Origin of the sequence: Ferrimonas sediminum (genome assembly GCF_900100175.1) — a bacterium.
Taxonomy (GTDB): domain Bacteria; phylum Pseudomonadota; class Gammaproteobacteria; order Enterobacterales; family Shewanellaceae; genus Ferrimonas; species Ferrimonas sediminum.
This window is the reverse complement of the sequence record NZ_FNEM01000007.1, coordinates 146,847-173,064: the sequence shown is the minus strand read 5'-3', so window position 1 is coordinate 173,064 and position 26,218 is coordinate 146,847. Positions and strand designations below refer to the sequence as shown.

The window sequence follows — 26,218 nt, the reverse complement described above, 5'->3', positions numbered from 1 at the left end:
TCGTTTGAGCGTCGTCCTTGCGAACGCGAGGGTCCGAACCGCACCGTCGCCCTTGCGAACGCGAGGGCCCAGCGTCTTTGGTTTTGGTTTTGGTTAAGAAAGCCACTGGATTCTCGCCTACGCAAGAATGACGAAAGGCACAGCCACTGGGTACCCGCGTGCGCGGGCACGACGGAGGGAAGGCCTGTCGCCCTTGCGAACGCGAGGGTCCAGTGTCTTTGGTTTTGAGCAATAAAAAAAGCCACCGTATGCGGTGGCTTTTCTGTATCTGGAGTTAGAGCTTACAGCGCTTTGAGCTGTTCTTTCTGCTCTTCCAGCTTGCTGATGTCGCGCTTGGCTTCATCCAGCTTGGCTTGCTCCTTGGCTACCACAGCTTCAGGCGCCTTGGCCAGGAAGCCCTGGTTGGAGAGTTTTTTCTCCACTCGCTCGGCGTCCTGAGCCAGCTTGGCGATCTGCTTGTCGATACGGGCCATTTCGGCAGCCACGTCGATGAGGCCGGCCATAGGAATCAACAGCTCCATTTCGCCAATCAGCTGAGTGGTGCACATCGGCGCGTCACCGGACAGCACCTCGATGGACTCCAGGTTCGCCAGACGGTTGAGGAAGGTGCGGTTGGTTTCCACCCGGGTCAGATCCTGCTCGCTGGCGTTCTTCAGCAGTACGTTCAGCGGCTTGGACGGGGCGACGTTCAGTTCGCCACGGATGTTACGTACCGCGACAATGAACTGCTTCACCCACTCCAGATCCGCTTGAGCGTCGGCGTCCACCAGGGCGGCGTCGAAGCTTGGGAATTCACGCAGCATGATGGTGTCGGCTTCGATGCCCACCAGCTTGGAGACGGTCAGCCAGATCTCTTCGGTGATGTACGGCATCAGCGGGTGCAGCATTCGCAGCATCCCTTCCAGCACGGTCAGCAGGGTGTGGCGGGTGCCACGCTGCTGGGCGTCGCTGCCGGAGCTCAGAACCGGCTTGGTCAGCTCCAGGTACCAGTCACAGAACTGGTTCCAGGTGAACTCGTAGGCGATGTTGGCGGCGATGTCGAAACGGTAGCCTTCCATCGCTTCGCGGATGTTCTTCACGGTGTCGTTGTACTGGGCCAGAATCCAGCGATCCGCCAGAGACAGTTCCAGCTCGCCACCGTTGAAGCCACAGTCGTGCTCTTCGGTGTTCATCAGCACGTAACGGCTGGCGTTCCACAGCTTGTTGGCGAAGTTGCGGTAGCCTTCCAGACGGTTCATGTCCCAGTTGATGTCACGACCGGTGGAGGCCATGGCGGCCAGGGTGAAGCGCAGGGCATCGGTACCGTGAGGGGCGATGCCGTCAGGGAACTGTTTGCGGGTGCTCTTCTCGATCTTGGCGGCCAGCTGAGGCTGCATCATGTTGCCGGTACGTTTCTCAACCAGGGATTCCAGGTCGATGCCGTCGATCATGTCCAGCGGATCCAGGACGTTGCCCTTGGACTTGGACATCTTGTCGCCGTTTTCGTCGCGAATCAGGCCGGTCACGTACACGGTTTTGAACGGTACCTGAGGCTTGCCGTCTTCATCTTTGATGAAGTGCATGGTCATCATGATCATTCGGGCAACCCAGAAGAAGATGATGTCGAAACCGGTTACCAGTACGTCGGTGGGGTGGAAGGTCTTCAGATCTTCCAGGTTGTCCGGCCAGCCCAGGGTGGAGAAAGTCCACAGGGCGGAGGAGAACCAGGTGTCCAGCACGTCGTCGTCCTGACGCAGTACGGCGTCGGCGGCGATGTCGTTGTTGGCGCGCACTTCGGCTTCGTTGCGGCCGACGTACACCTTACCGGATTCGTCGTACCAGGCCGGAATGCGGTGGCCCCACCACAGCTGACGGGAGATGCACCAGTCCTGAATGTCGCGCATCCAGCTGAAGTACATGTTTTCGTACTGCTTTGGCACGAACTCGATGTCGCCGTTCTCTACCGCTTCGGTGGCGGTTTTGGCCAGCGGCGCGGCGCGCACGTACCATTGGTCGGTCAGCATCGGTTCGATCACCACACCGCCACGGTCGCCGTAAGGCACCTGCAGCACGTGGTCTTTGATCTCTTCCAGCAGGCCCAGCTCTTCAAACTCGGCAACCACGGCGCGACGGGCGGCAAAGCGCTCCATGCCGTGGTATTTGGCCGGCAGTTCGTCGCTGTAGCACTCGGAGGCTTCACCGTTGAAGTCGAACACTTCGGCGGCGTCACGAATGTCGCCGTTGAAGGTCAGGATGTTGATCATCGGCAGCTTGTTGCGCTTGCCTACTTCGTAATCGTTGAAGTCGTGGGCCGGGGTGATCTTCACACAACCGGTGCCCTTCTCCATGTCGGCGTGTTCGTCGGCGACAATCGGGATGCGACGGCCAACGATGGGCAGCAGCAGCTCTTTGCCGATCAGATCTTTGTAGCGGGGATCTTCCGGGTTCACGGCCACACCGGTGTCGCCCAGCATGGTTTCCGGACGGGTGGTGGCTACGACAATGTAGTCTTTGCCATCGGCGGTGGTTACACCGTCGGCCAGTGGATAGCGGAAGTGCCACATGAAGCCCTTCTTTTCCTTGTTTTCCACTTCAAGGTCAGAGATGGCGGTGTGCAGCTTAGGATCCCAGTTCACCAGGCGTTTGCCACGGTAGATCAGGTCGTCTTCGTACAGGCGCACAAACACTTCCTGAACCGCTTTGGACAGGCCTTCGTCCATAGTGAATCGCTCGCGATCCCAGTCCACGGAGGCACCGAGGCGGCGCAGCTGTTTGGTAATGGTACCGCCGGACTCGGCTTTCCAATCCCACACCTTATCGATGAAGGCGTCACGACCCAGTTCCTGGCGAGTCTGGCCCTGAGCGGCCAGTTGGCGCTCTACCACCATCTGGGTGGCGATGCCGGCGTGATCGGTACCGACCTGCCACAGGGTGTTTTTGCCCTGCATCCGCTGGAACCGAATCATGGTGTCCATGATGGTGTCCTGGAAGGCGTGACCCATGTGCAGGCTGCCGGTAACGTTCGGCGGCGGGATCATGATGCTGTAGGCGTCTTTGCTGGTGTCGCCGTGAGGCTTGAAGTAACCCGCATCTTCCCAACGCTGATAATGGCGCTGTTCAATCGAGTTAGGATTGTAAGTCTTATCCATGGGTGTTCCGAAATCAGTTAAAACGAAAGCGGCTGCTTGGCCAGGTCATGGGTGGTCAGGGCCACCTTAAGCTGTCGGTAGGCGCGAAAGCGCTCCCGAGCCTGAACCTTGGCATCGTCTGCAGCCGGCACAAAATCGAAAATTTGGGCAAATTCTACCGCAAATTGCGGCACAGTGGCGGACAGGTTTATTAAAACTGGCCGTTTTTTTGAGCTGAACTGGTCATTATGACCGATTTCCACCGGAGCGCCACCCCTGGGGCCCTCGCCAACCAGGTTATGGGGCACGAACCGCTGCGGGTCAAATTGCCACAACTTCTCGTCGATCTCATGGCTCTGGCTCTGATCCTGGCAGTGAATGTACACCGGCTGGCCGCGGCGGTAGCAATCGGACGCCAGCAGACAGGCCAGGGTCAGGTGATCCGGCTCGGCATCGGGCGCCAAAACATAGAAGGTGGCATTGGCCATGATCGGTGGGCTTCCTCTGTGGTGAAGGCGTTATTCTACCCGGTTCATGCGGCCAGGGACAGGCGGTCGCTCCGGGCTGCCATGATGATAAAAAAAGGGCGCCCAACGGCGCCCTGATTCGGTGTCGCGACCGCTTACTCGGCGTCGAGTTCGCCGGTCTTGGACAGCAGGAACTGGGTCAACAGCGGTACCGGACGACCGGTAGAACCTTTGTTGGCGCCACTTTCCCAGGCGGTTCCGGCGATGTCCAGGTGCGCCCAGCTGTACTTCTTGGTAAAGCGGGACAGGAACGCGGCGGCGGTAATGGTACCGGCCGGGCGGCCACCCAGGTTGGTCATGTCGGCAAACGGGCTCTTGAGCTGGTCCTGGTAGTCGTCCCACAGCGGCATACGCCAGCAGCGGTCACCGGCCTGATCGCCGGCGTGTTGCAGGTCGTGAGCCAGGGAGTTCTGGTTGGACAGCAGGCCGGAGGCGTGCTTACCCAGGGCGATGACGCAGGCACCGGTGAGGGTGGCGGTGTCGATCACCAGCTCAGGGTCGAAACGCTCGACGTAGGTGAGGGCGTCGCACAGCACCAGGCGGCCTTCGGCGTCGGTGTTGAGCACCTCCACCGTCTGGCCGGACATGGTGGTAAGAATGTCACCGGGACGGTAGCTCTTGCCATCGGGCATGTTTTCACAGCCGGCCAGCACGAACACGATGTTGGTGTTCAGGCCCAGCTCGCACACCGCCTTCATGGTGCCCAGCACCCCGGCGGCGCCGCCCATGTCGTACTTCATCTCATCCATGCCTTCCCCGGGTTTCAGGGAGATGCCGCCGGAATCGAAGGTCAGGCCTTTGCCCACCAGTACGATGGGGCGCTGATCGTCGCTGCCGCCCTGGTAGTGGCATACGGTCATCAGCGATTCGTTTTCACTGCCGCGGCCCACGGCCAGGTAGCTGTTCATGCCCAGCTCGGCCATCTGCTCTTCGCCAATCACTTCCACCCGCAGGCGGTCGTACTGTTCTGCCAGCTGGCGGGCCTGGCTGGCCAGGTAGGCTGGGTTGCAGATGTTGGGTGGCATATTGGCCACGTCGCGGCACATCTTGCTGCCGGCGGCCACACCCAAGCCATGGGTGATCGCCTTTTCGCCGATGGTCAGCTCGCGGCGGGTCGGTACGTTGAACACCATCTTGCGCAGCGGCCGGCGGGTTTCGTCCTTTTTGCTCTTCAGGGCGTCAAAGGTGTACAGGGTGGATTGGGTGGTCTCAATCGCCTGGCGCACCTTCCAGTAGGTGTCGCGTCCCTTAACGTGCAGTTCGGTCAGGAAGCACACCGCTTCCATGGAGCCGGTCTCGTTGAGGGTGTTGATGGTTTTGGCGATGATCTGCTTGTACTGGCGCTCGTCCAGCTCCCGCTCTTTGCCACAGCCAACCAACAATACGCGCTCGGACAGCACATTAGGTACATGATGCAACAGCAGCATCTGACCGGGTTTTCCCTCCAGGTCGCCCCGTCGCAGTAGGTTGCTGATGTAGCCGTCGCTGATGCGATCCAGCTGCTCACCTACGGCGGACAACCTGCGCGGTTCAAATACGCCTACGACGATGCACGCGCTACGTTGCTTCTCTGGGCTACCGCTTTTTACACTGAACTCCATGCCATCTCCCGGTTTCGTAAAGACAAAGCGTGTTAATTGTTAGATAATGGTCCCTTTATCGGCTTCTGAAAGCTCCATTGCAAGATGAGTTTTGCTAAACTCCTTGCGGCGTTGCTTGTTCCCTTCACTGGGATCAGAGGGCCCGGGCTGGTTACAAAAACATCTGAAAGTAACCAGTTTACTTAAATAACTTCTCGTTTCCAGAGAAATTACAAGTTTGCAAGTTGAGCTCCGACTTTGATTATCTTTCGCTACTTGTTGAAGGAAGCGTTTAGAGCACAGATTGCCGTATTGGCTGTGCTGGTTTCCATTTTTGTTAGTCAACAATTTGTCCGCATTCTGGCGGATGCCGCCGAAGGCCAGTTGCCAGGGAAGCTGATTGCTACTCTGGTGGCTTTGAACATGCCTGAATTGTTGTCGTTAATCCTACCATTGTCGCTGTTTTTGGGGATTTTGCTTGCCCATGGCCGTCTGTACGCCGACAGCGAGATGACCGTGTTGCACGCGGTGGGGGTGTCCGAGTGGTACGTTACCCGGGTGACCCTGGTGCTGGCGGTGATCATGGCCATCCTGTCCGGGGTGATCGCCATTAACGTGGCGCCCTGGGCCAAAGAGACCGAGTATCAGGTGCTGGAGAAGGCGGAATCGGAAGCCGGACTGGCGGCGCTGGTGCAGGGCCGGTTTCAGCAGGCGTCCAATGGCAAGGCGGTGATCTACGTCGAAGGTTTGTCCAAGGGCAAGCTGGAGAACGTGTTCGTGGCCATGCTGCCGCCCAACGACAAGCCCGACAGCGAAACCTCCATCGTGATTGCCGAAGCCGGATCCATGGTGGAGGAGCGCAACGGTTCGCAGCGGCTGCAACTGAGCCAGGGTACCCGTTACAACATGTTCTCGGGCACGCCGGAGTCCAACCAGATCACCTTTGATACCTACCAGATGGAGATCAAAGAGCAGGAGGTGGACAAGAAACGGCGCAAGTTGTCGGCCTACTCCATGACCCAGTTGTTCGAAGAGGGCACCCCCCACGCCTGGGCCGAGATCCACTGGCGGCTGGCGGTGCCGTTGGCGATTCCGTTGCTGACGTTGATCGCGGTGCCCATGGCCCGCACCAACGTGCGCCAGGGTAAATTTGCCAAGATGATGCCGGCGATCCTGATGTACCTAGGCTATTTCGCCCTGATGATGGCCGGTCGAAAGGCCATCGAAGATGAGGTGATTCCCGCCACCGTTGGCATGTGGGGCATCCATCTGGCGGCGTTGGTTATCGGCATTATCCTCATTGGCCGCGGTCGCCCAACGGGCAAGAAGATCGTCGCTAAGCTGGTGGGGGGCAAGTCATGATCAAGATCCTTGATATGTACATTGGTCGCACCATTATCAGCACCTCGGCCCTGTGCCTGCTGGTGCTGACCGGTCTGTCCGGCCTGATCAAGTTTGTCGACCAGTTACGTTACGTCGGTCGCGGCGATTTCGACATCTTCGATGTTGGCCTGTATGTGCTGTTTCTGGTGCCCCGGGACATCGAGATGTTCTTCCCCATTGCCGCCATGCTGGGAGCGTTGATCGGCGTCGGCATGCTGGCCTCCAGCTCCGAGCTGGTGGTGATGCAGGCGGCGGGGATGTCCAAGTTTGAGATCACCATGTCGGTGATGAAGACCGCCATCCCGCTGATGTTGACCATTATGCTGGTGGGCGAGTACGTGGCGCCAGCCTCCGAGGCCACCGCCAGAGAGATGAAGGCACAGAAGATCTCCGGCGGGGATCTGATTGGCGGTGCCCGCGGCTCCTGGGCCAAAGATGGCGACAGCTTCGTCAACATCGGCCGGGTGCAGGACACCGGCCATCTGGCCAACATCACCATCTACCACTTCGGCAAAGACAAGCACCTGGATGAGGTCACTTTCGCTAAGCAGGCGGTGTTTGACGGCGATGCCTGGCGCATTATCGACATCACCGATACTCGGCTGACCAAGCCGCAGGTGACCGTGACCCACCGGGAACAGGGGCGCTGGAAGTCGACCCTGACCCCGGACAAGCTGCAGGTGGTAACGGTACATCCGGAGTCGCTGTCCATCAGTGGGCTGCTGGATTATCTGGATTACCTCAAAGTGAATCAACAGGATCCGACCCGCTATCAGTTGGCGCTGTGGCGCAAGGTGGGTCAGCCGGTCACCGTGGCGGTGATGATGCTGTTGGCACTGTCGTTTATCTTCGGTCCGCTGCGTACTGTGACCATGGGCGCCCGGATTTTGTTGGGGGTGATTACCGGCTTCGGCTTCTACCTGACCAGTGAGATTTTCGGCCCCATGAGTCTGGTGGCCAACTTGCCGCCGTTTCTGGGGGCCTTTCTGCCGGCGATGCTGTTCGCGGCGGTGGCCATCTACCTGCTGCAGAAACGCTAGCGATACGCATCACTCCAAAAAAGGCGCCCCGAGGCGCCTTTTTTGTGGCTGGGCTATTTCATCTTGTTGTAGATAAACAGCACCAGCAAGGCCCCGAGGGTGGCGACCACCAGGCTGTTGATGTTGAAGCCGGTAACGGCGCCAAATCCCATCAGGGTGGCCAGGAAGCCGCCGACCACGGCGCCGACAATCCCCAGCAGGGTGGTCATGATAATGCCACCGCCATCTTTGCCAGGCATGATCCACTTGGCCAGTATGCCCACTGCCAGCCCCAGTACGATCCAGGTCAGTATGGCCACGGTATTTTGCCTCCCTGCGTTGATTTTCCTCTACTAAGAGTAGTCGAGTGCCGCCCCGGTAAGGGGAAAACGGTGCCTGAGGATTACTGCCCCAGACGGGCTCGGTTCTGCTCGATGCTCAGCTCCACCAACTCGGTGTGGCTCCACTTATCGTGCAGGCTGCGTTTGTCGTCGCTGAACACCATGGTCAGGGCCATCAGCCCACAGCCGGAGGTGATGATGCGGATCAGCGCCTGGTGCCAGCTGATCAGGCTGCCATCGATGTTCTGCAGCTTCAGCCGCCAGGCGCGCATGCCGATGGTCTGGCCGCTTTTCTGCCAAAAATAGCTGAAAAACAGCATGACGCCGGCCCACTTAAAGCCCTCGTTGGCCAGGGTCCAGCCGGTGCTGCTCTGCAGTATGTCGATGGCATGCTGTTGTTCTGGGTTACTGATGATTCCCTGAGACACCAGGGCGCCAAACACCATAAAGAACACCGCGCCAAACGCCATATACACCGCCAGGCCCAGCAGGCTGTCGTAGAGCAGGGTGGCCAGGCGGCGCTTGAGACTGGCTCGGGGGGCGTTGGCGTGTGGGTGCATGGGAAAACTTCCTTATTACTGAACTGACCGCAGTGTATCAGAGTTCGTCGCCGAGCCTGAAATTGTGGCGGAGATCACGCCGGCTGGTGAGGGTTTGGCCATATTGAGCACGGATTGGAGCTGTTCTGCGAGATGGGTTCAAAGTCACCGGTGATTCCGGGCGATTCGCTTTTAGTCGATGACAATTTTGTGACAAATTACACTCGCCCCATTAAACGGTCGCTTTGGGAGATGGATGACTTATTAACGCGCTTTTTTTGAGTTTTTTAGCCGTTCTTGGCTCGAATCGGTGATCTAAGATTTATTTCTTTTTTTCAATGAATTAAGTTTTTTTGCGACGACATGGCCAGGGGGAAGAGCGGCGCCTTGCGGCCAAACTGGCCGGATCTGTATCAAGTTCATCGCCTGCCGGTCGATAACAAAGCTATTACCAGGACAGGGAGATCTGGAAGTCAGAATCACAAGGTTGTGAAGTTCAGGCACCCCGCATTTTTTTTTGCGAGCGGGGCAGGGCAACGGTTGCCATCAAAGGGTATAGACCCGCACAGCATAACTATGTGGTTAATGGAGAAAGTGTATGAAACGACTCGGATTAATGGGCAAGATGTTGTTATTGGCGGCGTTGCCGTTAATTCTGACCATCGTGGTCGTTTCGGGCAGCTCGGTGTACTTCAAGGCTCAGACTCTGGAAGAGCAGGTGGCCACCTTCACTCAGGACCTTCGTGACCAGAAGATCAAGCAGGTGGAAGATGCAGTGACCATCGCCGTTGGCGTGGTCCGCAATCAGATTGCCGCCCAGCCGGGTCGCGACCCGCTGGAAGTGGTCAGTGAAACCCTGGCCAAAATCGAATTTGGTGATGGCGGTTACTTCTTTGTGTACGACATGGGCGGCACTAACCTGTTCCATGGCCTGAAACCCGAGGTGGAGGGCAAAAACCTCATTCACCTGAAAGATCCCAACGGCACCCCTTTTATTGTTGAGCTGATCAACGCCGCCAAGCGTGGCGGCGGCACCTCCTCCTATTTCTACCAGAAGCCCGGTGTGGCCAACCTGGTTGAGAAGATCAGCTATGTGAAGCCCCTGGATGAGTTCGGCTGGTGGTTGGGCACCGGTGTCTACGTGGACGAAATCGATGCCGCGGTGGCGTCGTTCAAGTCCGATGCCGAGGCCATGGCGCAGAAAGAGACCACCACCAACATTCTGGTGTCCGTGGTCATCATGGCGCTGGCGGTGGTGGGCATCATCATCATCTCCCGTCGCACCGTGCGTCCGGTCAACGACATGCTGGTTAACCTGCAGGAGATTGCCCAGGGTGAAGGCGATCTGACCAAGCGCCTGGAGGTGACCGGCGAGGATGAGATTGCCCAGTTGGGTCAGGCCTTTAACCAGTTCACCTCCAAGCTGCAGGAGACCATCAGTCAGGTGGCCGATGCCACCGAGCAGGTGGGCATGGCGGTGGACAACATCAATAGCCAGACCTCCACCATTACTCAGCAGTTGGCGGTGCACAACGACGAAACCGAGCAGGTGGTGACCGCGGTGACCGAGATGAGCACGGCGGCGGCGCAGATTGCCGGCAACGCCAACCAGGTGGCCGATGCCACCCAGGCGGCCACCGACGACGCCAACACCGCTCAGGATAAACTGGGTAACTCGGTGAACTCCATCAATGAGCTGGTGGGCGAAGTGGACCTGGCGGCCCAGCACATCGACCGTCTCAGCGAGCAGTCGTCCAAGATTCACAGTGTGCTTGGGGTGATTGGTGACATTGCCGATCAAACCAACCTGCTGGCGCTGAACGCCGCCATTGAAGCGGCCCGGGCCGGTGATCAGGGGCGGGGCTTTGCGGTGGTGGCCGATGAGGTGCGTGGACTGGCCAGCCGTACCCAGACCAGTACCCTCGAGATTAAAGAGATGCTGGATGAGCTGCATCAGTCGGTATCCAAAGCGGTGGTGACCATGGGCAACAGCCAGTCCAACTGCGAAACTACGGTGCAGTCGTCGTCGGAGATCACCACCAGCCTGAATGCGGTGTCCGGTGCGGTGACGGAGATCAACGACATGACCAGCCAGATCGCCACGGCGGCCACGGAGCAGAGCTCGGTGACCGAGGAGATCAACCGTAACATGGTCTCCATCCGCGACATCGTTACTGAACTGGTGCACGCCAGCGAAGAGTCGGCGCAGATCTCCGAGCAGCTGGGTCACTCCGGTAATCAACTGCGCCAGCTGGTGGGGCAGTTTAAGGTATAGGGAACGGCTGAGCGGGGCGTGGGCCCCAGTTCGGCGGATTTCTATGCAATTGAATCAGCAAGGGGTTGCGCTGGACGCTGAGCTGTCTATAATGCAACTCCACTAAGCCGAGGTGGCGGAATTGGTAGACGCAGCGGATTCAAAATCCGCCGGTGGTGACACCTTGAGGGTTCAAGTCCCTCTCTCGGTACCAAATTAAGGGAAAGGCCCAGTCGAAAGACTGGGCCTTTTTCGTTTCCGACGTTTATGCCGAAAGACCGGCGGTGGCCTGCGGCCAGCCAGATGTCGTCCTGACTCCTTTCCCCCCTGTGGGTTCAGTTCCTTAAAAGTGATTCAAGAAGTAGGGGATCATCAGGGCGTTGGCCAGGTCAATAAAGAAGGCGCACACCAGCGGCACCACAATAAAGGCCAGCTGCGAGTTGCCGTACTTGTGAGAGACCGCCGACATGTTGGCCATGGCGGTGGGCGTGGAGCCCAGGGAGATGCCGCCGAAGCCCGCACACACCACGGCGGCATCGTAGTTTTTGCCCATGGCCGGGAACACCACCTGCAGATTGATGGCGATGGCCACCAGGAACTGCGCCGTGAGTATGGCGAAGATGGGGCCGGCCAGGTCCACCAGAGTCCACAGCTGCATGCTCATCAGCGACATCGCCAGAAAGGTGCCCAGGGAGAGGTCGGCGATCAGCGCCAGGGCAGGCTTGCGTGCCGGCCACTGAGTTCCGGTGATGCGGGGAAAGCCGTTGGGCATCACGTTGGTGATCAGGATGCCGGCAAACAGGCAGGTGACAAACAGAGGCAGTTGCAGACCCAGTTGCTCAACCCCCTCGTTCAGCAGGAAGCCGGCGATGATGCACATGTGGATGGCAAAGATGGCGTCCAGAAAGTCGAAGGCATTGATGCTGCTTTCGTCATCCGTTGCCAGGCCGACATTGGGCTGTTCGTGTTTGGCTGGTTTGAGGTGGTGTTTTTTGATCAGGTATTTGGCAATGGGCCCCCCCATAAGGCTGGCGAGGATCAGGCCAAAGGTGGCGCTGGCGATGCCGATCTCCATGGCGTTGCTGATGCCGAACTGTTCGCCAATGGAGGGCGCCCAGGCGATGGCGGTGCCGTGGCCACCGATCAGAGAGACGCTGCCGCCCAGCAGGCCAACCGGGGTCCCTAAATCAAACAGGCCGGCGACGCCGATGCCGGTGAGGTTCTGCAGCACCATGTAGCCTATGGTAATGGCCAACAGAATCAGCAACGGTTTACCGCCTTTAAGCAGGTCGCTCAAGCTGGCGTTGATGCCGATGGTGGTAAAAAAGTACACCAGTAACACATCCCGGGAACCGAGGGAGAACTCTATCTCCACCGAGGTGAGGGCGTAGATCAGCGCCAGCAACACTGAGCAGAGCAGGCCGCCGGTTACCGGCTCAGGGATGCTGAACTCCCTGAGTGCGGCGATGCCGCTGTTGAGGCGTCGGCCGATAAACAGCACGAGGATGCCGATGGTGATGGTGAAAAAGGGGCTGATGGTCAGGGTGTTATCATTTAAGACCAAGTCCATGCTGACATTCCTTTGTTAACTTGCTGGCGTCGGTGGTAAGTGTAGACGTCGCCCTTTGTCGCCGTTGCCGGCCGGACTGCTCCCAACTCTGTCTCGCGTCGTGAGGCATACCAACAGGCGTAATTATTCGGAAAAAACGACCTGTGTTGCCTATTTTGTTTAACATTCTGTTTTGGCTCACAGATATTCAGTTCCCAGTGAGTTAGTTTCCCCTAATATGGCCCAGTTTCACCTTTTGGCCACCCGGCGAGGTGATCTTGAGTGTAGAACGGGCCTCAGACACTACGGCAGAGGGGGCCCCGCGGCGGCGCCTCCTGCCTCAGAAGAGACCCGCCGCGGGGGGGAACCCATGAGCCGTCTGGCTGCGTTACGAATTCGTCCCAAACTGATCGGTTTGCTGTTTATCACCGGGTTGATCCCCATGGTGGTGGTCACCTTCATTGCCAGCCGGTTGGCCAGCGAGGCGCTGATCCACCAGTCCTTTGCCCAACTTAACGCGGTACAGTCGATTCGCAAGGTCGACATCGAGTCCTACTTCCACGAACGGCTGGCGGACATTCGGGTGCTGGCGGAGTCAGAGCGTATCTCCGAGCTCAGCGACTGGCTGATGTCGCCCGAACAGAGCCGCGATCCACTGGAGCGGCTCACCTTTGACGGTGCCCTGCAGGGGTACCTGCAGGCTTACGGCTACACCAACCTGTTCCTTATCGATGCCAACCGTGGAGAGGTTCAGTTTGCCGTCAATCACCGTGAACTGGAGGGGCGCCAACTAAACCTCGGCCTGCTGCAGGACAGCGGCCTGGCCCGGGCCTGGATGCAGGTAACCGCCAGCAACAGCGTGGCGCTGATTGATTTCGCCCCCTTTGAGTCGGACCAGGGTAGGGAGACCGCCTTTCTCGCCTACCCCATCTCCGCCGATGACGGCTCGGTATCGGCGGTGCTGGTGTTGCAACTCTCTCCCGAACTGGTCACCCGTATCGTCGACTCCCGAGAGGGGATGGGCGACACCGGCGAGTCCTACCTGATGGGGGTCAACGGCGACGGCGGTCGGTTCGAGTTCCGAAGCAATATGCGCACCATGGGGGAGGGTCGCTTCGTGGTGGGCTATGCCCTGTCCCAGCCGCTGGACTACTGGCAGCAAGCGGTGGAGGCGGATATCCAGGGGGACTCCGATATCTTTATCGACAGCGCCGGGGTGCCAGTGCTGGTCAGCTTCAACCGCCTGGAGATCCCCGGGTTGCAGTGGTACCTGATCTCCAAGGTGAACCAGGATGAGGTTACCCTGCCGATTCTCGCCATCTACACCCAGGTGATCCTGATGGCAGGCCTGGTGCTGCTGTTTATCGCGGCGGCGGCCTGGCTGTTCGCCCGCACCCTGACCCAGCCGCTGATCGACGGCATGGAGTTTGCCCAGTCCATCGCCGCCGGCAAGCTGGGCGCCAACCTGCCGGAAACCCGCAACGATGAGCTGGGTGATTTGGCCCGGGCCCTCAACGGTATGGCCAGGGATCTGCGCGACCAGCACTGGCTGGGCTCCGGCAAGGAGTCCCTGGATGACCAGCTGCGGGGTGACCTGCAGGTGGAGGAGCTGGCGGGGCGCTTTATCACCCTGTTCAGTAAGCACCTGGACTGTCAGTTGGGGGCGCTCTACCTGCTGAATGAGCAGGAGCAGCTGCTGGAGCTCAAGGCCAGCTACGCCTTCACCGACCGCCAGGGCAACTTCAACCGCATCCAGCTTGGTGAGGGGATGGTGGGCCAGGCGCTGCTGGAGGAGGAGGTGATTTGCTTCTCTCGGGTCAGCGAGGGTCCCAGCCTCAACTACGGCGCCGGCGAACTGGTGCCGGAACACTTTATGGCCATTCCCCTTGCGGTTGATGAGCACAAGTTGGGGGCGGTGCTGCTGGGGTCTGTTGCGCCCTTCACCGAGCTGCAGCGGCGCTTCATCGAGCAGGTGATGACCAACATCAGTGTCCTGTTCAATGCTGCCAACGCCCGCCGGGTCATCGATGAGCTGTTGGCCCAGGCCCAGGATCAGCAGCAGGCGTTGAAGGTGACCAACGAGGAGCTGGAGGAGCAGACCGAGGCGCTGCGCCGTTCCGAAGGGGAGCTGCAGGCGCAGCAGGAGGAGCTGCGGGTGGCCAACGAGGAGTTGGAGGAGCAGGCCAAGGTACTCAAGCAGTCGGAGGCGGAGCTGCAGGCCCAGCAGGAGGAGCTGCGGGTCACCAACGAGGAGCTGGAGGAGCGCACCAAGGCGCTGGAGGAGCAGAAGGGGGCGATGGAGGCCAGTAACCAGGGGCTGTTGTCGGCCCAGGAGGAGGCCAGGGTCAAGGCGGTTCAACTGGAGGAGGCCAGCAAGTACAAGTCGGAGTTCCTGGCCAACATGTCACATGAGCTGCGCACGCCGCTGAACTCGATCCTGATCCTGTCCCAGCTGTTTGCCAACAATAAAGAGGGCAACCTCAACGACAAGCAGATCGAGGCGGCCCGGGCCATCAACTCCTCCGGCTCTGACTTGCTGGAGCTGATCAACGAGATCCTCGACCTGTCCAAGATCGAGGCGGGCAAGGTGGAACTGGTGGTGGAGCAGGTGGGGATCGAGTCGCTGTTCACCGACCTGGAGCGGCTCTATAGGGAGATCGCCTCCGATAAGGGGCTGGAGTTCCAGCTCAATGTGGCGGAGGAGGTGCCGCGCACCCTGACCACCGATTCCATGCGCCTGCAGCAGGTGCTGCGCAACCTGCTGACCAACGCCTTCAAGTTTACCCATCATGGTGGGGTCAGCCTCAACCTGTCCCGTCCCGACCCACTGTGGTGCCGGGAGCGGGGGATCAGCGCCGAGGGCTGCATCGCCTTCTTGGTGCAGGATGACGGCATCGGCATCTCCGCAGACAAGCAGCAGGCGATCTTCCAGGCGTTCCAGCAGGCGGACGGCAGCACCAGCCGCAACTACGGCGGTACCGGCCTGGGACTCTCCATCACCAAGGAGCTGACCCGGTTGCTCGGTGGCAGCATCCACCTTCATAGCGAGGAGGGCAAGGGCAGCTGCTTTACCGTGGTGCTGCCTGAGAAGGGGCCGGTTGTGGCCGGGGAGAGCGAGCCTGCGGACGCCGAAGAGATCGAAGTGGTGCCGGCGCCCCCCCAGCCGAAACAGCCCGAGGTGTCATCCGTCAGCGGCGGAACCCTGGAGGCGCCCGGCGAGGAGAGTGAATTTATCAGCGACGACCGTCGCTCGCTGGCCGACGGCGAGCGCAGCCTGTTGATCATCGAGGATGACAAGGCGTTTGCCATGGTGATGCGCGATTTCGGCCGTGACCGCGGTTTCAAGTGCATCGTCGCCGCCGACGGCGAGACCGGCCTGCATTTCGCCGATTACTACAAGCCCAGCGCCATTATCCTGGATATCGGCCTGCCGGGGATCGACGGCTGGACGGTGATGGAGCGGCTCAAGGAGAATCCGGATCTGCGCCACATACCGGTGCACTTCATGTCCGCTAATGACAGCACCCTGGACGCGATGCGCATGGGTGCCATCGGCTACCTGACCAAGCCGGTCAATCTGGACCAGATGGAGTGCGCCTTCGGCAAGATCGAGGAGATCATCTCCAAGCCGGTACGCCGGCTGTTGCTGGTGGAGGATGACGATCTGCAGCGGCAGAGCATCGAGGAGCTGATTGGCGACGGCGACGTCAGCACCACCGCCGTCGGCTCCGGCCGTGCCGCCCTGGAGGAGCTGGAGCAGCACAGCTACGACTGCATGGTGCTGGACCTGGGGCTGGAGGATATGAGCGGCTTCGAGCTGCTGGATCGCATCCGCCAGAGCGAGACCGCCGCCCGGGTGCCGATCATCATCTATACCGGCCGCGACCTGGCCCGGGAGGAGGAGAAGAAGCTCAACCGCTACGCCGAGAGCATCATCATCAAGGGGGTGAAATCCCCTGAGCGGCTGCTGGATGAGTCCGCCCTGTTCCTCCACCGGGTGGAGGCGGACATGCCCGAGGAGAAGCGGGGGATGCTGAAGGCGATCCACCAGAAGGAGGGGGCCCTCAGTGGCAAGCGCATCCTGCTGGTGGACGACGACATGCGCAACGTCTTCGCCCTCTCCAGCGTGCTGGAGGAGAAGGGGATGGAGGTGACCATCGCCCGCAACGGTTTCGAGGCGCTGGAGAAGCTGGGGGAGATGGAGCAGGCCGATGGCGTGCTGATGGACATCATGATGCCGAAGATGGATGGCTACGAGGCGATGCGGGAGATCCGCAAGCGCAGCCACTGGGCCAAGCTGCCCATCATAGCCCTCACCGCCAAGGCGATGAAGGGGGACCGCAGCAAGTGCATCGAAGCCGGGGCCAGTGATTATCTGGCCAAACCGGTAGATACCGACAAACTGCTGTCGATGCTGAGAGTATGGTTGTACTGATGAGTGAGATGACAGAGGTTGCCGACGAGCAACTGGAGATCGAGCTGCTACTGGAGGCGATCTTCCGCAAGTATGGATATGACTTCCGCGATTACGCCGGCGCCCACACCAAGCGCCGGCTGGATCTGCGTCGGGCCCGCGAGGGGCTGACCAGCTTCTCCGAGATGCAGCACAAGGTGATCCGTAACCCGGATTTCTTCGACCAGCTGTTGCTGGATCTCTCCATCAACGTCACCGAGATGTTCCGTGACCCCTGGTTCTACCAGAAGGTGCGGGAGGTGATGGTGCCTCACCTGCAGACCTACCCCTTTATCAAGGTGTGGCACGCAGGCTGCTCCTCGGGACAGGAGGTGTACTCCATGGGGATCCTGCTGGAGGAGGAGGGGCTCAAGGAGCGGGTGCAGATCTACGCCACCGACTTCAACGAGCGGATCCTGAACAAGGCGCGCCAGGGGATCTACCCGATGAACCTGGTGCGGGAATACACAGCCAACTACCAGAAGGCGGGCGGCACCCAATCCTTCTCCGATTACTACACGGCGGACTACGACAGCGCGGTGATCAAGAACCGGTTGCGGGACAAGGTGCTGTTCTCCTCCCACAACCTGGTCACCGACAGCGTGTTTGGCGAGATGAACGTCATCTTCTGTCGTAACGTGCTGATCTACTTCAACCGTGAGTTGCAGAGCCGGGTGTTGCGGCTGTTCTACGACAGCCTGTGTCCCGGTGGTTTTCTCTGTCTCGGTTCCAAGGAGAGCATCCGCTTCTCCGAGGTGGCGGATATGTTCGAGGTGGTGTCAGAGCGGGAGCGGATCTACCGCAAGAAACGTCTTATCTAGGAGTGATCATGGATGAGGGTCGTAACTACCAGGCCATAGTGATTGGCGTTTCCGCCGGCGGCATGGCTGCCCTGGAGCGGATTCTGCCGAAGCTGTCGAGGGGGTTTCCGCTGCCGGTGCTGATTGTCCAGCACATCGGCGCGGTGGCGGATAGCTATCTGCCCATTCACTTCAGCATGCGTTGCGAGCTGCCCGTGTATGAGGCGGAGGACAAGCAGCCCATCGAGGCGGGGGTCATCTATTTTGCCCCGCCCAACTACCACCTGATGGTGGAGCGACAACACACCCTGGCACTGTCGACGGAGGATCGGGTTAACTTCTCCCGCCCGGCGGTGGATGTGCTGTTTGAGACCGCAGCCGATGCGTTCGGACCGGGGCTGGTGGGGGTGGTACTCACCGGCTCCAACGGCGACGGCGCGGTGGGGATGGTCAGGATTCGGCAGCGGGGCGGCTTGCTGGTGGTGCAGACGCCCGAGAGCGCCGAGGCGCCGCAGATGCCGGAGGCGGTGCTGGAGCACACGGAAGTAGACCGGTTGTTGCCGCTTGATGAGATCGGCAATTTTTTGAATTCACTGAGTGAAAAATAGTTATGGGTATACCCAAGATACTGATAGTCGATGACCGGCCGGAGAACCTGCTGACCCTCGAGGGGCTGCTGGAGGGGTTCGTGGTGGACCTGGTCCGGGCCACCTCCGGGGAGGAGGCACTGGCCCATACCCTGGATCACGACTTCGCTCTGATCCTGCTGGATGTGCAGATGCCGGGGATGGATGGTTTCGAGGTGGCGGAGCTGATGCGCGGCAACCGCAAGACCAAGCATATTCCCATCATCTTCGTCACCGCCTCCTACAAGGCGTCGGAGCACATCTTCAAGGGGTATGACTCAGGGGCGGTGGATTACCTGCTCAAGCCGCTAAACTCCAAGGTGTTTCGCAGTAAGGTGGGGGTGTTTATCGAGCTGTATCAGCAGAAGGAGGCCCTCAAGGATAAGACCGTGGAGTTTGACCGCAAACTGGTGGAGCTGGAGGAGCTGCAGCAGCAGCTGGAGGAGACCAATGAGCAGTTGCTGATGCTCTCCACTACCGACGGTCTCACCGGCCTGCTTAACCGCCGCCGTTTCGACGAACTGCTCAACGAGGAGTGGAAGCGAGGCAGCCGCACCGGTCGCTCCCTCTCCCTGGTGCTGATGGACATCGACCACTTCAAGGCCTACAACGATACCTATGGTCACCAGGTGGGGGATGATTGCCTGAGGGAGGTAGCCTCCACCCTGATGGAGATTCCACTGCGGGTGATGGACAAGACCTCACGCATCGGCGGCGAGGAGTTTGCCGTGCTGCTGCCGGAGACCGGCCGCCAGGGGGCGATGGAGGTGGCCAACCGGGTTCGCGAGTGCGTCGATCGCCTGCAAAAGCCTCACCATAGCTCACCCACCGCCGGCAATGTCACCATCAGCATCGGCGTGGCCAGCCTGGTGCCTGCCCTGGATGATCCGGCCCGCAAGCTGCTGGAACTGGCGGATATCGGCCTGTACCGGGCCAAGAGCCTCGGTCGTAACCGCTGCTGCTACCATGAGAACGAGGCGGTTTCGGCTCCTAAGGTTGCGGTAGATCAAACTTAATGGAGTTCACCCCGGGGGACGGGGTTTTGTTGATTGTATGACGATTTTCGAAAGAGTAATATTTTGCTCACTTGATAGTCGATGGAGTGTCCTATGCCCCCGTTTCTCCGAGCCGGTCTGCTGACCGCGTCCCTGCTGGCCGCCTCGGCCTCTGCCCATTTCCAGGAGCTGATCCCCTCTTCGAGTCTGGTCACTGATCAGGGACCGGCTGAGTTGGAGCTGGCTCTGACCTTTACCCACCCGATGGAGCGTGGCCCGGCCATGGCCATGGGACAGCCGGTGCAGTTCGGCGTGCTGGGCCCGGCCGGGCACCAGGATCTGCGTGATCGGCTGGTGCTGCATCAGGTCGACGGTCAGCCCAACTTCCTGGCTCGTTACCGGATCACCCGTCCTGGTGATTACCTGTTCTACGTCGAGCCGGCGCCGTATTGGGAGCCGGGAGAAGGCAAGATGATCGTCCACTACACCAAGGTGGTGGTGGACGCCTACGGCTACCAGGAGGGCTGGGACGCCGATGTGGGCTTCCCGGTGGAGATTGAGCCACTGGTGCGGCCGTTTGGTTTGTGGACCGGCAACCTGTTCCAGGGCATCGTCAAGCAGGATGGTCAGCCGGTGCCCTTCGCCGAGGTTGAGGTGGAGTGGAAAAACGACGGCAGTGTCGAGGCCCCGGCAGACGCCTTTGTCACCCAGGTGATTCGGGCCGATGCCAATGGCCTGTTCAGTTACGCCATGCCCCGAGCCGGCTGGTGGGGCTTTGCCGCGCTGCTGGAAGCCGAGACGCCGATGACCAATCCCGAGGGGGATAAGGTACCGGTGGAGCTGGGGGCATTGATCTGGGTGAATGCCCGCGACATGAAGTAGGAGACAACCATGGCACACATACCAGACGGGGTATTGTCGCTGCCGGTGTTGATCACCGGCGCCGTGGTGACTGTGGCCACGGTGGCGGTAGCCACCCGGCGCATGGATTACGATCGTATTCCCCAGGCGGCGGTGCTGGCGGCGGCGTTTTTTGTTGCCTCCCTGGTCACGGTGCCGGTGGGGCCCTCCAGCGTGCACCTGGTTCTGAATGGCCTGATGGGAGTGCTGTTGGGCTGGGCGGCGGTGCCGGCGGTGTTGATTGCGCTGCTGATGCAGGCGATGTTCTTTGGTTATGGCGGCCTGATGGTGCTGGGGGTGAATACCGCCAACATCGCCCTGCCGGCCTTGCTGTGCGGGGCCTTGATCGCACCGCGGCTGCATGCCAGCGAGGGCCGTGCCACCCTGATGTGGGGCGCGCTGGCCGGGGGCCTGGCAGTGGCCCTGACTGCGGTGATGGTGAGCCTGTCGCTGCTGCTCAGCGGCCCGGAATACCTGCCTGCGGGTAAGGTGGTGGCCGTGACCTATCTGCCGTTGATGGTGGCTGAAGCGGCGGTGACCGCGGCGGCGTTGAGCTTTATGCAGCGGGTGGCACCGGAGTTGCTGCTGGCGGGGAGAGTATGATGAAGCGACCAAATTTCATGGTGGCCTTGCTGTTGATGCTGGTCAGTGGTGCCTGTCAGGCCCACCTGCTGAAGGTGTTTGCCTATGTGGAGGGCGAGGCCCTGCACGGAAACGCCTACTTTGCCGGCGGCGGCCCGGCCACCGGTGCCCGTATTGAACTGCACAACAGTAAGGGGGAGCCGGTGGCGACGCTGGCGCCTGACGCCAATGGCGAGTTCACCCAGCTGTCGTTACCCGTCGAGGTGACTGAAGTGGTGGCGGTGATCGGCGATGGCCATCAGGCCCGCTGGCCGTTGCAGCGCAGCGCGGCGCCAGCCTTGCCGGCGCCACAGCCGGTAACGCCGGTGAATGAGGCGTTGGACGCCGATGCGTTGGCCAAGTTGGTGGAGCAGGCGGTGGCACGTCAGGTCGGGCCGTTGCGCCAGGAGTTGCAGGCCAGTGAGGCCCGGGCTCGTCTGTCCGACATCGTCGGCGGCCTGGGGATGATCTTCGGCATCGCCTTTGGCCTGATGTGGTGGCGCGGACGCCGATGAGCCTGCTGCCCGCGTCCGGGACGTCGAGCTGGCCCGCCTGGGCCGCGGCGCGGGATCCGCGCCTGCCGACCCTGTGCGCGCTGATGGCGGCGGTGACAGCCGTCAGCCTGAGTCAGTTGTCGGCCCTGCTGCTGCAGCTGGCGCTGATGTTGGTGTTGGCGGCGGTGCTGGGCACCTGCTGGCGCACACTGGGACGGCGGTTGCTGGCGTTGGAAGGATTGATGATCATGCTGCTGCTGACCCTGCCGTTTACCGTACCCGGCGATCCTCTGTGGCAATGGCACAGCCTGACGTTGAGCCTGCAAGGACTGGAGCGGGCGGCGGTGGTGGCCTTGCGGGCCAACATCGTAGTGATCGCCATGGTGGTGTTGCTGGGGGCGCTGGCCCCGGAGCAGCTGGGCCATGCACTGGGGCGGCTGCGGTTGCCGGATAAGCTGGTGCACCTGTTTCTGTTTACCGCCCGCTATCTGGTGGTGTTGCAGGAGGAGTACCGCCGTCTGCGCACGGCGATGCGGGCGCGGGGATTCGTGGCCCGTTCCAATCGCCACAGCTGGCGCAGCCTGGGCTGGCTGGTGGGGATGCTGCTGGTTCGCTCCATGGAGCGATCGCAGCGGGTCACTCAGGCGATGAAATGCCGTGGCTTTAAGGGCCGGTTTTACCTGCTGAATCCGCAATCCTGGTGCCCGGCCGAGACCGGGTTATTGTTGTCCTTTGGGGGCCTGATGTCGCTGCCGCTGCTGCTGGAGTACCTGTTATGACCGAGCCGTTGATCCAACTTGAGGAGATCGCCTTTGGCTACGCCGGCCGCCCGGTTTTCTCCGGCGTGAATCTGGCCCTGCAGGCCGGTGAGCGGCTGGCGTTGGTGGGTGGCAATGGCGCCGGTAAGTCGACCCTGCTGGAGTTGATGGTGGGGCTGCGCCAACCCAGCTTCGGGTCGGTAAAGTTGCTGGGGCAGAACTGTGCCAGCGAGGCGGAGTTTCAGCCGATGCGTGGTCAGGTGGGTCTGCTGTTTCAGGACTCCGATGACCAGCTGTTTTGCCCGACGGTGCTGGAGGACGTGGCCTTTGGGCCCCTGAACCAGGGGCTGGACGAGGCTCAGGCCAAGGCGGTGGCGATGCGCACCCTGGCGAGCCTGGGGATGGAAGCCTTTGCCATGCGCATTACTCATCGCTTGTCCGGAGGCGAAAAGCGCCTGGTGGCCCTGGCTTCGGTGTTGGCGATGCAGCCTAAGGTGCTGCTGCTGGATGAGCCCACCAATGGCCTGGACGATAACGCCCGTCAACGGTTGCTGGCCCACCTGCTGAGCCTGCCCCAGGCGATGATTCTGGTGTCTCATGACTCCGGCGTTATCGGTACTCTGGCCACCCGGGCGGTGCTGCTGCAGGAGGGCACCCTCACCGAAGGGATGCTGCACCGTCACCCCTATCAACACAGCCACAACCAACTGCATATCCACCCCACTCCCTGAGGTCGGAGCGGGCCGGTCACTGAACCAGGCTCGTGGCGCCGATCACTAAAACCATCTTATAACTGGCATATGCCATTAACTGGGCGTAGAGTAATTGGCAAATGCCAATTACGAGGTGGTTATGCCAAGACCAAAACTGACCCGAAACGTGCGCTGTCGGGCTCCCTACAGTCTGTATAAGCCCAACGGCGTTCCCGGTAAGCAGCTGCAAAAAATCGATCTGGGTGCCGATGAGCTGGAAGCGATGCGACTGGCGGATATGGAGGGGATGAGTCAGCAGCAGGCCGCCGACGAGATGGGCGTTTCACGACAAACGTTAGGCAACATACTGGCTTCAGCGAGAAAGAAAGTGGTCTGCGCCCTGGTGCAGGGTCACGCCCTGGAGATGGAGTCGTCGTTGCCCTACCCACAAGATTCAAGTGAGGAATAACATGACTCTAGCGATTGCTGTAACCCCGGACTTCCGGGTTGCCGGACACTTTGCCAAGGCCCCCGGGTTTGCCATCTACGACGCCAGTGGCGCTCTGGTGGAGACCCTGGATAACGACGCCAATGCCAGCGGCTGTCAGCAGAAGAAAAAAATGATGGCCCGGTTTCGTCAACTGGGGGTGTCCCGGGTGGTGTTGAAGAACATCGGTGAGCGTTCACTGGCCCGCCTGCTGGGCGCCGGCATTCAGGTGGACAGTGTCCGTGGTCGGGCGACGGTATCTGAGGTGTTGGCCGGTGCGGTGTCGGTATCGACCCTGACCGACGCGTCTCAGGGCCGCCCCTGCAAGCCCAAGTCGTCGTCGCATAAGTGCTGCGGCAGCCACAGTCACGACAATAAGATCATCAGTGGCGGGCAGGCCAAGGGCGACGCCAAACTGAAACGGCTCTCCCTGAGTCTCTGAGTCTCCCCGAACGGTTGGCACCAGGACGGTGCCGGCCGATCAGTCTACCCTGACGTCGTTACGCACCAACTTTTTCAGAACCCCCATCAACTGCTGCTGCTCCTGCGGCGACACGACGGCAAAAAACTCCTTTGAGATGGCGTTGATCACCGGCGTACAGGCCTCGTTGATTCGTTGCCCCTCGGCGGTCAGGGACAGCATCCGGGCTTTCTTATTGGTATCGCTTTTGCTGGCTTCAATCAGCCCGCGTTTAATGCAGTTGTCCACCAGGCGTTTGACCACCGAGCGGTTGCGTTTCAGTACGTCCGCCAATTGCTGCTGAGGAATGCAGCCCAGCTGTTGCAATACCCGCATCGCCCCCACCATCTCCAGGCTGATGTCGAATTCCGCCATCAGTCGCTGGGTGCACAGGGCCCGGTATTGTTTCTGGGCCAGGCCCATCAGAAAGGTGATGCTGTTATCCAGTGCGGTGATTGAGGTGATGCTCTGTGTCATGGTGTGTGCGTCCGTAAATCAGCCCGCTCAGGGCCAGTAGCAAAAACAGGGTCACTGACAACTGCCAGCCGCGCAGGAAGGTGCTCTGCAGGCCGATGTCGGCGGTGCCCATGTACAGCTGAATCGGTAAGGCTATCCCAAGCAGGGCGTCACCGTGAAGCTCTTTTTCTGCTCCCTGACTGCGGCCGATGAGCCAGGCCAGGGTTAAAACCAGTACAAAGATGCTCAAACTGTAAAGCGGCAGCAGGTGCTGATGCCCCAGCAGCAGCAACTGAAACACCATGGCCAGGGCGCAGCCGCCTACCTGGGCAATAAAGCGGGCCCGAATGACCGCCAGGTAGCCTGGTTTGCGGGTCTGGGCGGCGGCGATGATCACCGGCACCATGCAGAAGGTGGCCGAGATCATATCGACGATCATTAGAAACGCCAACCCGCCTCCCAGTAACAGCAGGTACCAGAATCGATCCCGATGGCCGACCGGTTGAGGTGGTGGCCCGGCGGCGACACACTGGCTGGTGCGAGGGAACAGGCCGTTCATCGCTTTCATTACCACGATGGTGATCACCAGACTCAGGGCGATCTCCCGAATCCGGTCCGCCATGACGAAGCTGGGCTGCTGGGCAAACACCACAATCAGTATCCAGTTGAAGGTCGGCAGAATCATGCCGCCGAGCTTGGCCGGGGTGGTGGCCCGGCGCCGAAGCTGATCAAACCCCAGCAGGCTCAGACTCCAGACGATGAACGGATGATCGCTGAACAGCTCCACCGTCAACAGAGCCAGGGTGGCGGAGACCACCACAGGCAGAAACATCTTAATCAGCCCGGACCAGCGGTAATCGCGGGCCTTGGTGACCGATAGAATCGGAAACAGGGCCAGGTACACCGGGGAGCCCAGGTGCAGGTAGCGGCCCGCCAGCATACACAGGGTCACGGTGCCGGCGATACGACCCACTTCGTTCCAGTCGGTGGTTTGGTTCATTTGCTATGCCCTTCAGTACAGGTAGCGGAAGCCGCTGACTACCCGCATCCACAACCGGGCGCCGACGCCCCACAGGCTGTCGGGGCGGTGAATCATGATGCTGGCCCGGGAGCCAGAGAACAGGCGGGGATCCAGTTGCGGCACCTGGATGCGGGTGCGAACCTTCTGCTGCTCGCGAATCCAGCGGCTGTCGTTGGTGACGTCTGCCAGGCCGCTGGTTTCGGAGGAAGCGTCGTAGATGGCCTGCTCGCGACTGTCAATGGCGCCTTCAAACAGCTGGCCGGGAATGGCATCGAAGGCCACCAGTACCTTGGCACCTGGCTGCAGTAACGCCAGCCCTTTCTCGTTGAAGTCGGCGTTGATCCAACTGTCGTTGTCGTTGACCAGAAACAGTACCGCGCTGCCGCTGCTGACATAGGTGCCGGGTCGCAGTTGCAGGTTGGTGATGATGCCGTCGGTGGGGGCGGTGATGAGGGTACGGGCCAGATCCAGCCGGGCGGTTTCCAGCTTGGCTTGCGCCAGTGCCACGGCGGCGTTGCCATCCTGCTCGGCCACCTGCACCCGCAGGCGCTGAATGTCTGCCTGAGCGGCGATCACGGCTGAGTCGGCCACCGCCGCGGCATTGAGGCTGTCATCGACGCTTTCCTGAGTCACCAGCCCTTGGGTCACCAGAATCTGGTGGCGGTGCAGTTTCAGCTGGGCATTGCCCGCCTGCTGCCGTTTCTGAACCAAGGTGGCTTCGGCGACATGCAGTTCCTCAAACTTGGCCTGGTGATCCTGGCGGGCCTGCTTGAGTTCTGCCTCCGCTTGCTTGAGGGCCAGCTGGTAGCGACTGTCATCCAGTTGCATCAGCAGCTGTCCCCGGTGGACGCGGTCGCCGTTGCTGACGGCGATGGCGGTGATTTCCGCCGACACTTCCGGGGCGATCTTGGCGATGGATTTATGGACTTCGGCCTGGGTGGTAAAGGGGGCCTGGTTATCGGAGCTGATCAGAAACAGCGAAAAAACCAGAGTGCTCCCCAGCACCAGGTACAAGCCCCATTGATAGATGTATCTGCTCATTATGTTTCACCTGCAACAATACTCTGGCTAAGGATAGCAAATATTGTTTCATTGGCAACAAAAATATTGATTGGCGCAGGACGCCGGCCGAGGATTCGGCTATGGTGAAGTTTTC

Annotated in this window: 23 protein-coding genes and 1 tRNA gene; 15 read left to right on the top strand and 9 right to left on the bottom strand. The window is 60.4% G+C overall.

Annotated elements, in window-relative coordinates:
* Window positions 1–281: 281 nt before the first annotated feature.
* From BLT77_RS10530 to pepA, 3 genes are all read right to left on the bottom strand, one after another.
* Window positions 282–3,128: a valine--tRNA ligase gene (locus BLT77_RS10530; RefSeq protein ID WP_090365228.1), complete on the bottom strand. Its 2,847-nt coding sequence runs from the start codon at window positions 3,126–3,128 to the stop codon at window positions 282–284.
* A gap of 17 nt (window positions 3,129–3,145) precedes the next feature.
* Entirely contained in the window at window positions 3,146–3,595 is a 450-nt protein-coding gene (locus BLT77_RS10525) for a DNA polymerase III subunit chi (protein ID WP_090365227.1), read from the bottom strand.
* 134 nt (window positions 3,596–3,729) lie between these two features.
* Window positions 3,730–5,235, bottom strand: a complete 1,506-nt coding sequence (gene pepA, locus BLT77_RS10520; protein WP_090365226.1) for a leucyl aminopeptidase — start codon at window positions 5,233–5,235, stop codon at window positions 3,730–3,732.
* 237 nt (window positions 5,236–5,472) lie between these two features.
* On the opposite strand from pepA, the gene lptF reads away from it, so the two are divergent.
* Together lptF and lptG are read left to right on the top strand one after the other, a co-directional pair.
* Window positions 5,473–6,576 (top strand): LPS export ABC transporter permease LptF, encoded by a 1,104-nt coding sequence (lptF, locus tag BLT77_RS10515; protein ID WP_090365225.1) that lies wholly within the window; start codon window positions 5,473–5,475, stop codon window positions 6,574–6,576.
* Complete coding sequence (gene lptG, locus BLT77_RS10510) at window positions 6,576–7,637, top strand: LPS export ABC transporter permease LptG (RefSeq protein WP_090365245.1); 1,062 nt, start codon at window positions 6,576–6,578, stop codon at window positions 7,635–7,637. Before lptF ends, lptG begins: the two co-directional genes overlap by 1 nt.
* A gap of 53 nt (window positions 7,638–7,690) precedes the next feature.
* Here lptG and BLT77_RS10505 read toward each other — a convergent pair whose 3' ends face one another.
* The gene (locus BLT77_RS10505; RefSeq protein WP_090365224.1) at window positions 7,691–7,936 is read right to left on the bottom strand and encodes a GlsB/YeaQ/YmgE family stress response membrane protein; all 246 of its coding nucleotides are present in this window, start codon (window positions 7,934–7,936) and stop codon (window positions 7,691–7,693) included.
* Window positions 7,937–8,019: 83 nt separating this feature from the next.
* The gene (locus BLT77_RS10500; protein ID WP_090365223.1) at window positions 8,020–8,517 is read right to left on the bottom strand and encodes an RDD family protein; all 498 of its coding nucleotides are present in this window, start codon (window positions 8,515–8,517) and stop codon (window positions 8,020–8,022) included.
* Window positions 8,518–9,094: 577 nt separating this feature from the next.
* On the opposite strand from BLT77_RS10500, the gene BLT77_RS10495 reads away from it, so the two are divergent.
* Both BLT77_RS10495 and BLT77_RS10490 read left to right on the top strand, forming a co-directional pair.
* Window positions 9,095–10,771, top strand: a complete 1,677-nt coding sequence (locus tag BLT77_RS10495; RefSeq protein ID WP_090365222.1) for a methyl-accepting chemotaxis protein — start codon at window positions 9,095–9,097, stop codon at window positions 10,769–10,771.
* A 106-nt stretch (window positions 10,772–10,877) separates the two neighbouring features.
* Window positions 10,878–10,964: transfer RNA gene (locus tag BLT77_RS10490), tRNA-Leu, on the top strand.
* A gap of 129 nt (window positions 10,965–11,093) precedes the next feature.
* Here the strand turns inward: BLT77_RS10490 and gltS are convergent.
* The gene (gene gltS / locus BLT77_RS10485) at window positions 11,094–12,320 is read right to left on the bottom strand and encodes a sodium/glutamate symporter (RefSeq protein WP_090365221.1); all 1,227 of its coding nucleotides are present in this window, start codon (window positions 12,318–12,320) and stop codon (window positions 11,094–11,096) included.
* A gap of 349 nt (window positions 12,321–12,669) precedes the next feature.
* Between gltS and BLT77_RS20610 the strand changes: the two genes are divergently transcribed.
* The 11 genes from BLT77_RS20610 to BLT77_RS10430 all read left to right on the top strand — a co-directional run bounded on the left by BLT77_RS20610 (window position 12,670) and on the right by BLT77_RS10430 (window position 23,567).
* Complete coding sequence (locus BLT77_RS20610) at window positions 12,670–16,734, top strand: response regulator (protein WP_090365220.1); 4,065 nt, start codon at window positions 12,670–12,672, stop codon at window positions 16,732–16,734.
* A complete protein-coding gene (locus BLT77_RS10475) occupies window positions 16,734–17,573 on the top strand; it encodes a CheR family methyltransferase (RefSeq protein WP_090365219.1) in 840 nt (279 codons plus the stop codon). The genes BLT77_RS20610 and BLT77_RS10475 overlap by 1 nt, the downstream gene beginning before the upstream one ends.
* Before the next feature lie 8 nt (window positions 17,574–17,581).
* Window positions 17,582–18,160, top strand: coding sequence for a chemotaxis protein CheB (locus BLT77_RS10470; protein ID WP_090365218.1), 579 nt, complete (start codon window positions 17,582–17,584; stop codon window positions 18,158–18,160).
* Between the two features lie 2 nt (window positions 18,161–18,162).
* Complete coding sequence (locus BLT77_RS10465) at window positions 18,163–19,194, top strand: diguanylate cyclase (protein ID WP_090365217.1); 1,032 nt, start codon at window positions 18,163–18,165, stop codon at window positions 19,192–19,194.
* Window positions 19,195–19,287: 93 nt separating this feature from the next.
* Window positions 19,288–20,055 carry a DUF4198 domain-containing protein gene (locus tag BLT77_RS10460; protein WP_090365216.1) on the top strand — a complete coding sequence of 256 codons (768 nt, stop codon included), beginning with the start codon at window positions 19,288–19,290 and terminating at the stop codon, window positions 20,053–20,055.
* Between the two features lie 9 nt (window positions 20,056–20,064).
* The gene (cbiM, locus tag BLT77_RS10455; RefSeq protein WP_090365215.1) at window positions 20,065–20,676 is read left to right on the top strand and encodes a cobalt transporter CbiM; all 612 of its coding nucleotides are present in this window, start codon (window positions 20,065–20,067) and stop codon (window positions 20,674–20,676) included.
* Window positions 20,673–21,209 (top strand): hypothetical protein, encoded by a 537-nt coding sequence (locus BLT77_RS10450; protein WP_090365214.1) that lies wholly within the window; start codon window positions 20,673–20,675, stop codon window positions 21,207–21,209. Before cbiM ends, BLT77_RS10450 begins: the two co-directional genes overlap by 4 nt.
* Window positions 21,206–21,967: a cobalt ECF transporter T component CbiQ gene (cbiQ, locus tag BLT77_RS10445; RefSeq protein WP_090365213.1), complete on the top strand. Its 762-nt coding sequence runs from the start codon at window positions 21,206–21,208 to the stop codon at window positions 21,965–21,967. The genes BLT77_RS10450 and cbiQ overlap by 4 nt, the downstream gene beginning before the upstream one ends.
* A complete protein-coding gene (locus BLT77_RS10440; RefSeq protein WP_090365212.1) occupies window positions 21,964–22,677 on the top strand; it encodes an energy-coupling factor ABC transporter ATP-binding protein in 714 nt (237 codons plus the stop codon). Before cbiQ ends, BLT77_RS10440 begins: the two co-directional genes overlap by 4 nt.
* Before the next feature lie 121 nt (window positions 22,678–22,798).
* Window positions 22,799–23,107, top strand: coding sequence for a DUF134 domain-containing protein (locus BLT77_RS10435; RefSeq protein ID WP_090365211.1), 309 nt, complete (start codon window positions 22,799–22,801; stop codon window positions 23,105–23,107).
* Between the two features lies 1 nt (window position 23,108).
* Complete coding sequence (locus tag BLT77_RS10430; RefSeq protein ID WP_090365210.1) at window positions 23,109–23,567, top strand: NifB/NifX family molybdenum-iron cluster-binding protein; 459 nt, start codon at window positions 23,109–23,111, stop codon at window positions 23,565–23,567.
* Window positions 23,568–23,606: 39 nt separating this feature from the next.
* Here the strand turns inward: BLT77_RS10430 and BLT77_RS10425 are convergent, their stop codons facing one another.
* The 3 genes from BLT77_RS10425 to BLT77_RS10415 are packed head-to-tail and all read right to left on the bottom strand — an operon-like array spanning window position 23,607 to window position 26,103.
* A complete protein-coding gene (locus BLT77_RS10425) occupies window positions 23,607–24,062 on the bottom strand; it encodes a MarR family winged helix-turn-helix transcriptional regulator (protein ID WP_090365209.1) in 456 nt (151 codons plus the stop codon).
* Entirely contained in the window at window positions 24,025–25,041 is a 1,017-nt protein-coding gene (locus BLT77_RS10420) for a DUF2955 domain-containing protein (protein WP_090365208.1), read from the bottom strand. The genes BLT77_RS10425 and BLT77_RS10420 overlap by 38 nt, the downstream gene beginning before the upstream one ends.
* A 12-nt stretch (window positions 25,042–25,053) precedes the next feature.
* Entirely contained in the window at window positions 25,054–26,103 is a 1,050-nt protein-coding gene (locus BLT77_RS10415) for an HlyD family secretion protein (RefSeq protein ID WP_090365207.1), read from the bottom strand.
* Window positions 26,104–26,218: the final 115 nt, after the last annotated feature.

Coding starts and splice junctions, on each gene's coding strand:
- BLT77_RS10530 (WP_090365228.1), bottom strand. CDS start 3,128: ATGGATAAGACTTACAATCCTAACTCGATTGAACAGCGCCATTATCAG.
- BLT77_RS10525 (WP_090365227.1), bottom strand. CDS start 3,595: ATGGCCAATGCCACCTTCTATGTTTTGGCGCCCGATGCCGAGCCGGAT.
- pepA (WP_090365226.1), bottom strand. CDS start 5,235: ATGGAGTTCAGTGTAAAAAGCGGTAGCCCAGAGAAGCAACGTAGCGCG.
- BLT77_RS10500 (WP_090365223.1), bottom strand. CDS start 8,517: ATGCACCCACACGCCAACGCCCCCCGAGCCAGTCTCAAGCGCCGCCTG.
- BLT77_RS10495 (WP_090365222.1), top strand. CDS start 9,095: ATGAAACGACTCGGATTAATGGGCAAGATGTTGTTATTGGCGGCGTTG.
- gltS (WP_090365221.1), bottom strand. CDS start 12,320: ATGGACTTGGTCTTAAATGATAACACCCTGACCATCAGCCCCTTTTTC.
- BLT77_RS20610 (WP_090365220.1), top strand. CDS start 12,670: ATGAGCCGTCTGGCTGCGTTACGAATTCGTCCCAAACTGATCGGTTTG.
- BLT77_RS10475 (WP_090365219.1), top strand. CDS start 16,734: ATGAGTGAGATGACAGAGGTTGCCGACGAGCAACTGGAGATCGAGCTG.
- BLT77_RS10470 (WP_090365218.1), top strand. CDS start 17,582: ATGGATGAGGGTCGTAACTACCAGGCCATAGTGATTGGCGTTTCCGCC.
- BLT77_RS10465 (WP_090365217.1), top strand. CDS start 18,163: ATGGGTATACCCAAGATACTGATAGTCGATGACCGGCCGGAGAACCTG.
- BLT77_RS10460 (WP_090365216.1), top strand. CDS start 19,288: ATGCCCCCGTTTCTCCGAGCCGGTCTGCTGACCGCGTCCCTGCTGGCC.
- cbiM (WP_090365215.1), top strand. CDS start 20,065: ATGGCACACATACCAGACGGGGTATTGTCGCTGCCGGTGTTGATCACC.
- BLT77_RS10450 (WP_090365214.1), top strand. CDS start 20,673: ATGATGAAGCGACCAAATTTCATGGTGGCCTTGCTGTTGATGCTGGTC.
- cbiQ (WP_090365213.1), top strand. CDS start 21,206: ATGAGCCTGCTGCCCGCGTCCGGGACGTCGAGCTGGCCCGCCTGGGCC.
- BLT77_RS10440 (WP_090365212.1), top strand. CDS start 21,964: ATGACCGAGCCGTTGATCCAACTTGAGGAGATCGCCTTTGGCTACGCC.
- BLT77_RS10435 (WP_090365211.1), top strand. CDS start 22,799: ATGCCAAGACCAAAACTGACCCGAAACGTGCGCTGTCGGGCTCCCTAC.
- BLT77_RS10430 (WP_090365210.1), top strand. CDS start 23,109: ATGACTCTAGCGATTGCTGTAACCCCGGACTTCCGGGTTGCCGGACAC.
- BLT77_RS10425 (WP_090365209.1), bottom strand. CDS start 24,062: ATGACACAGAGCATCACCTCAATCACCGCACTGGATAACAGCATCACC.
- BLT77_RS10420 (WP_090365208.1), bottom strand. CDS start 25,041: ATGAACCAAACCACCGACTGGAACGAAGTGGGTCGTATCGCCGGCACC.
- BLT77_RS10415 (WP_090365207.1), bottom strand. CDS start 26,103: ATGAGCAGATACATCTATCAATGGGGCTTGTACCTGGTGCTGGGGAGC.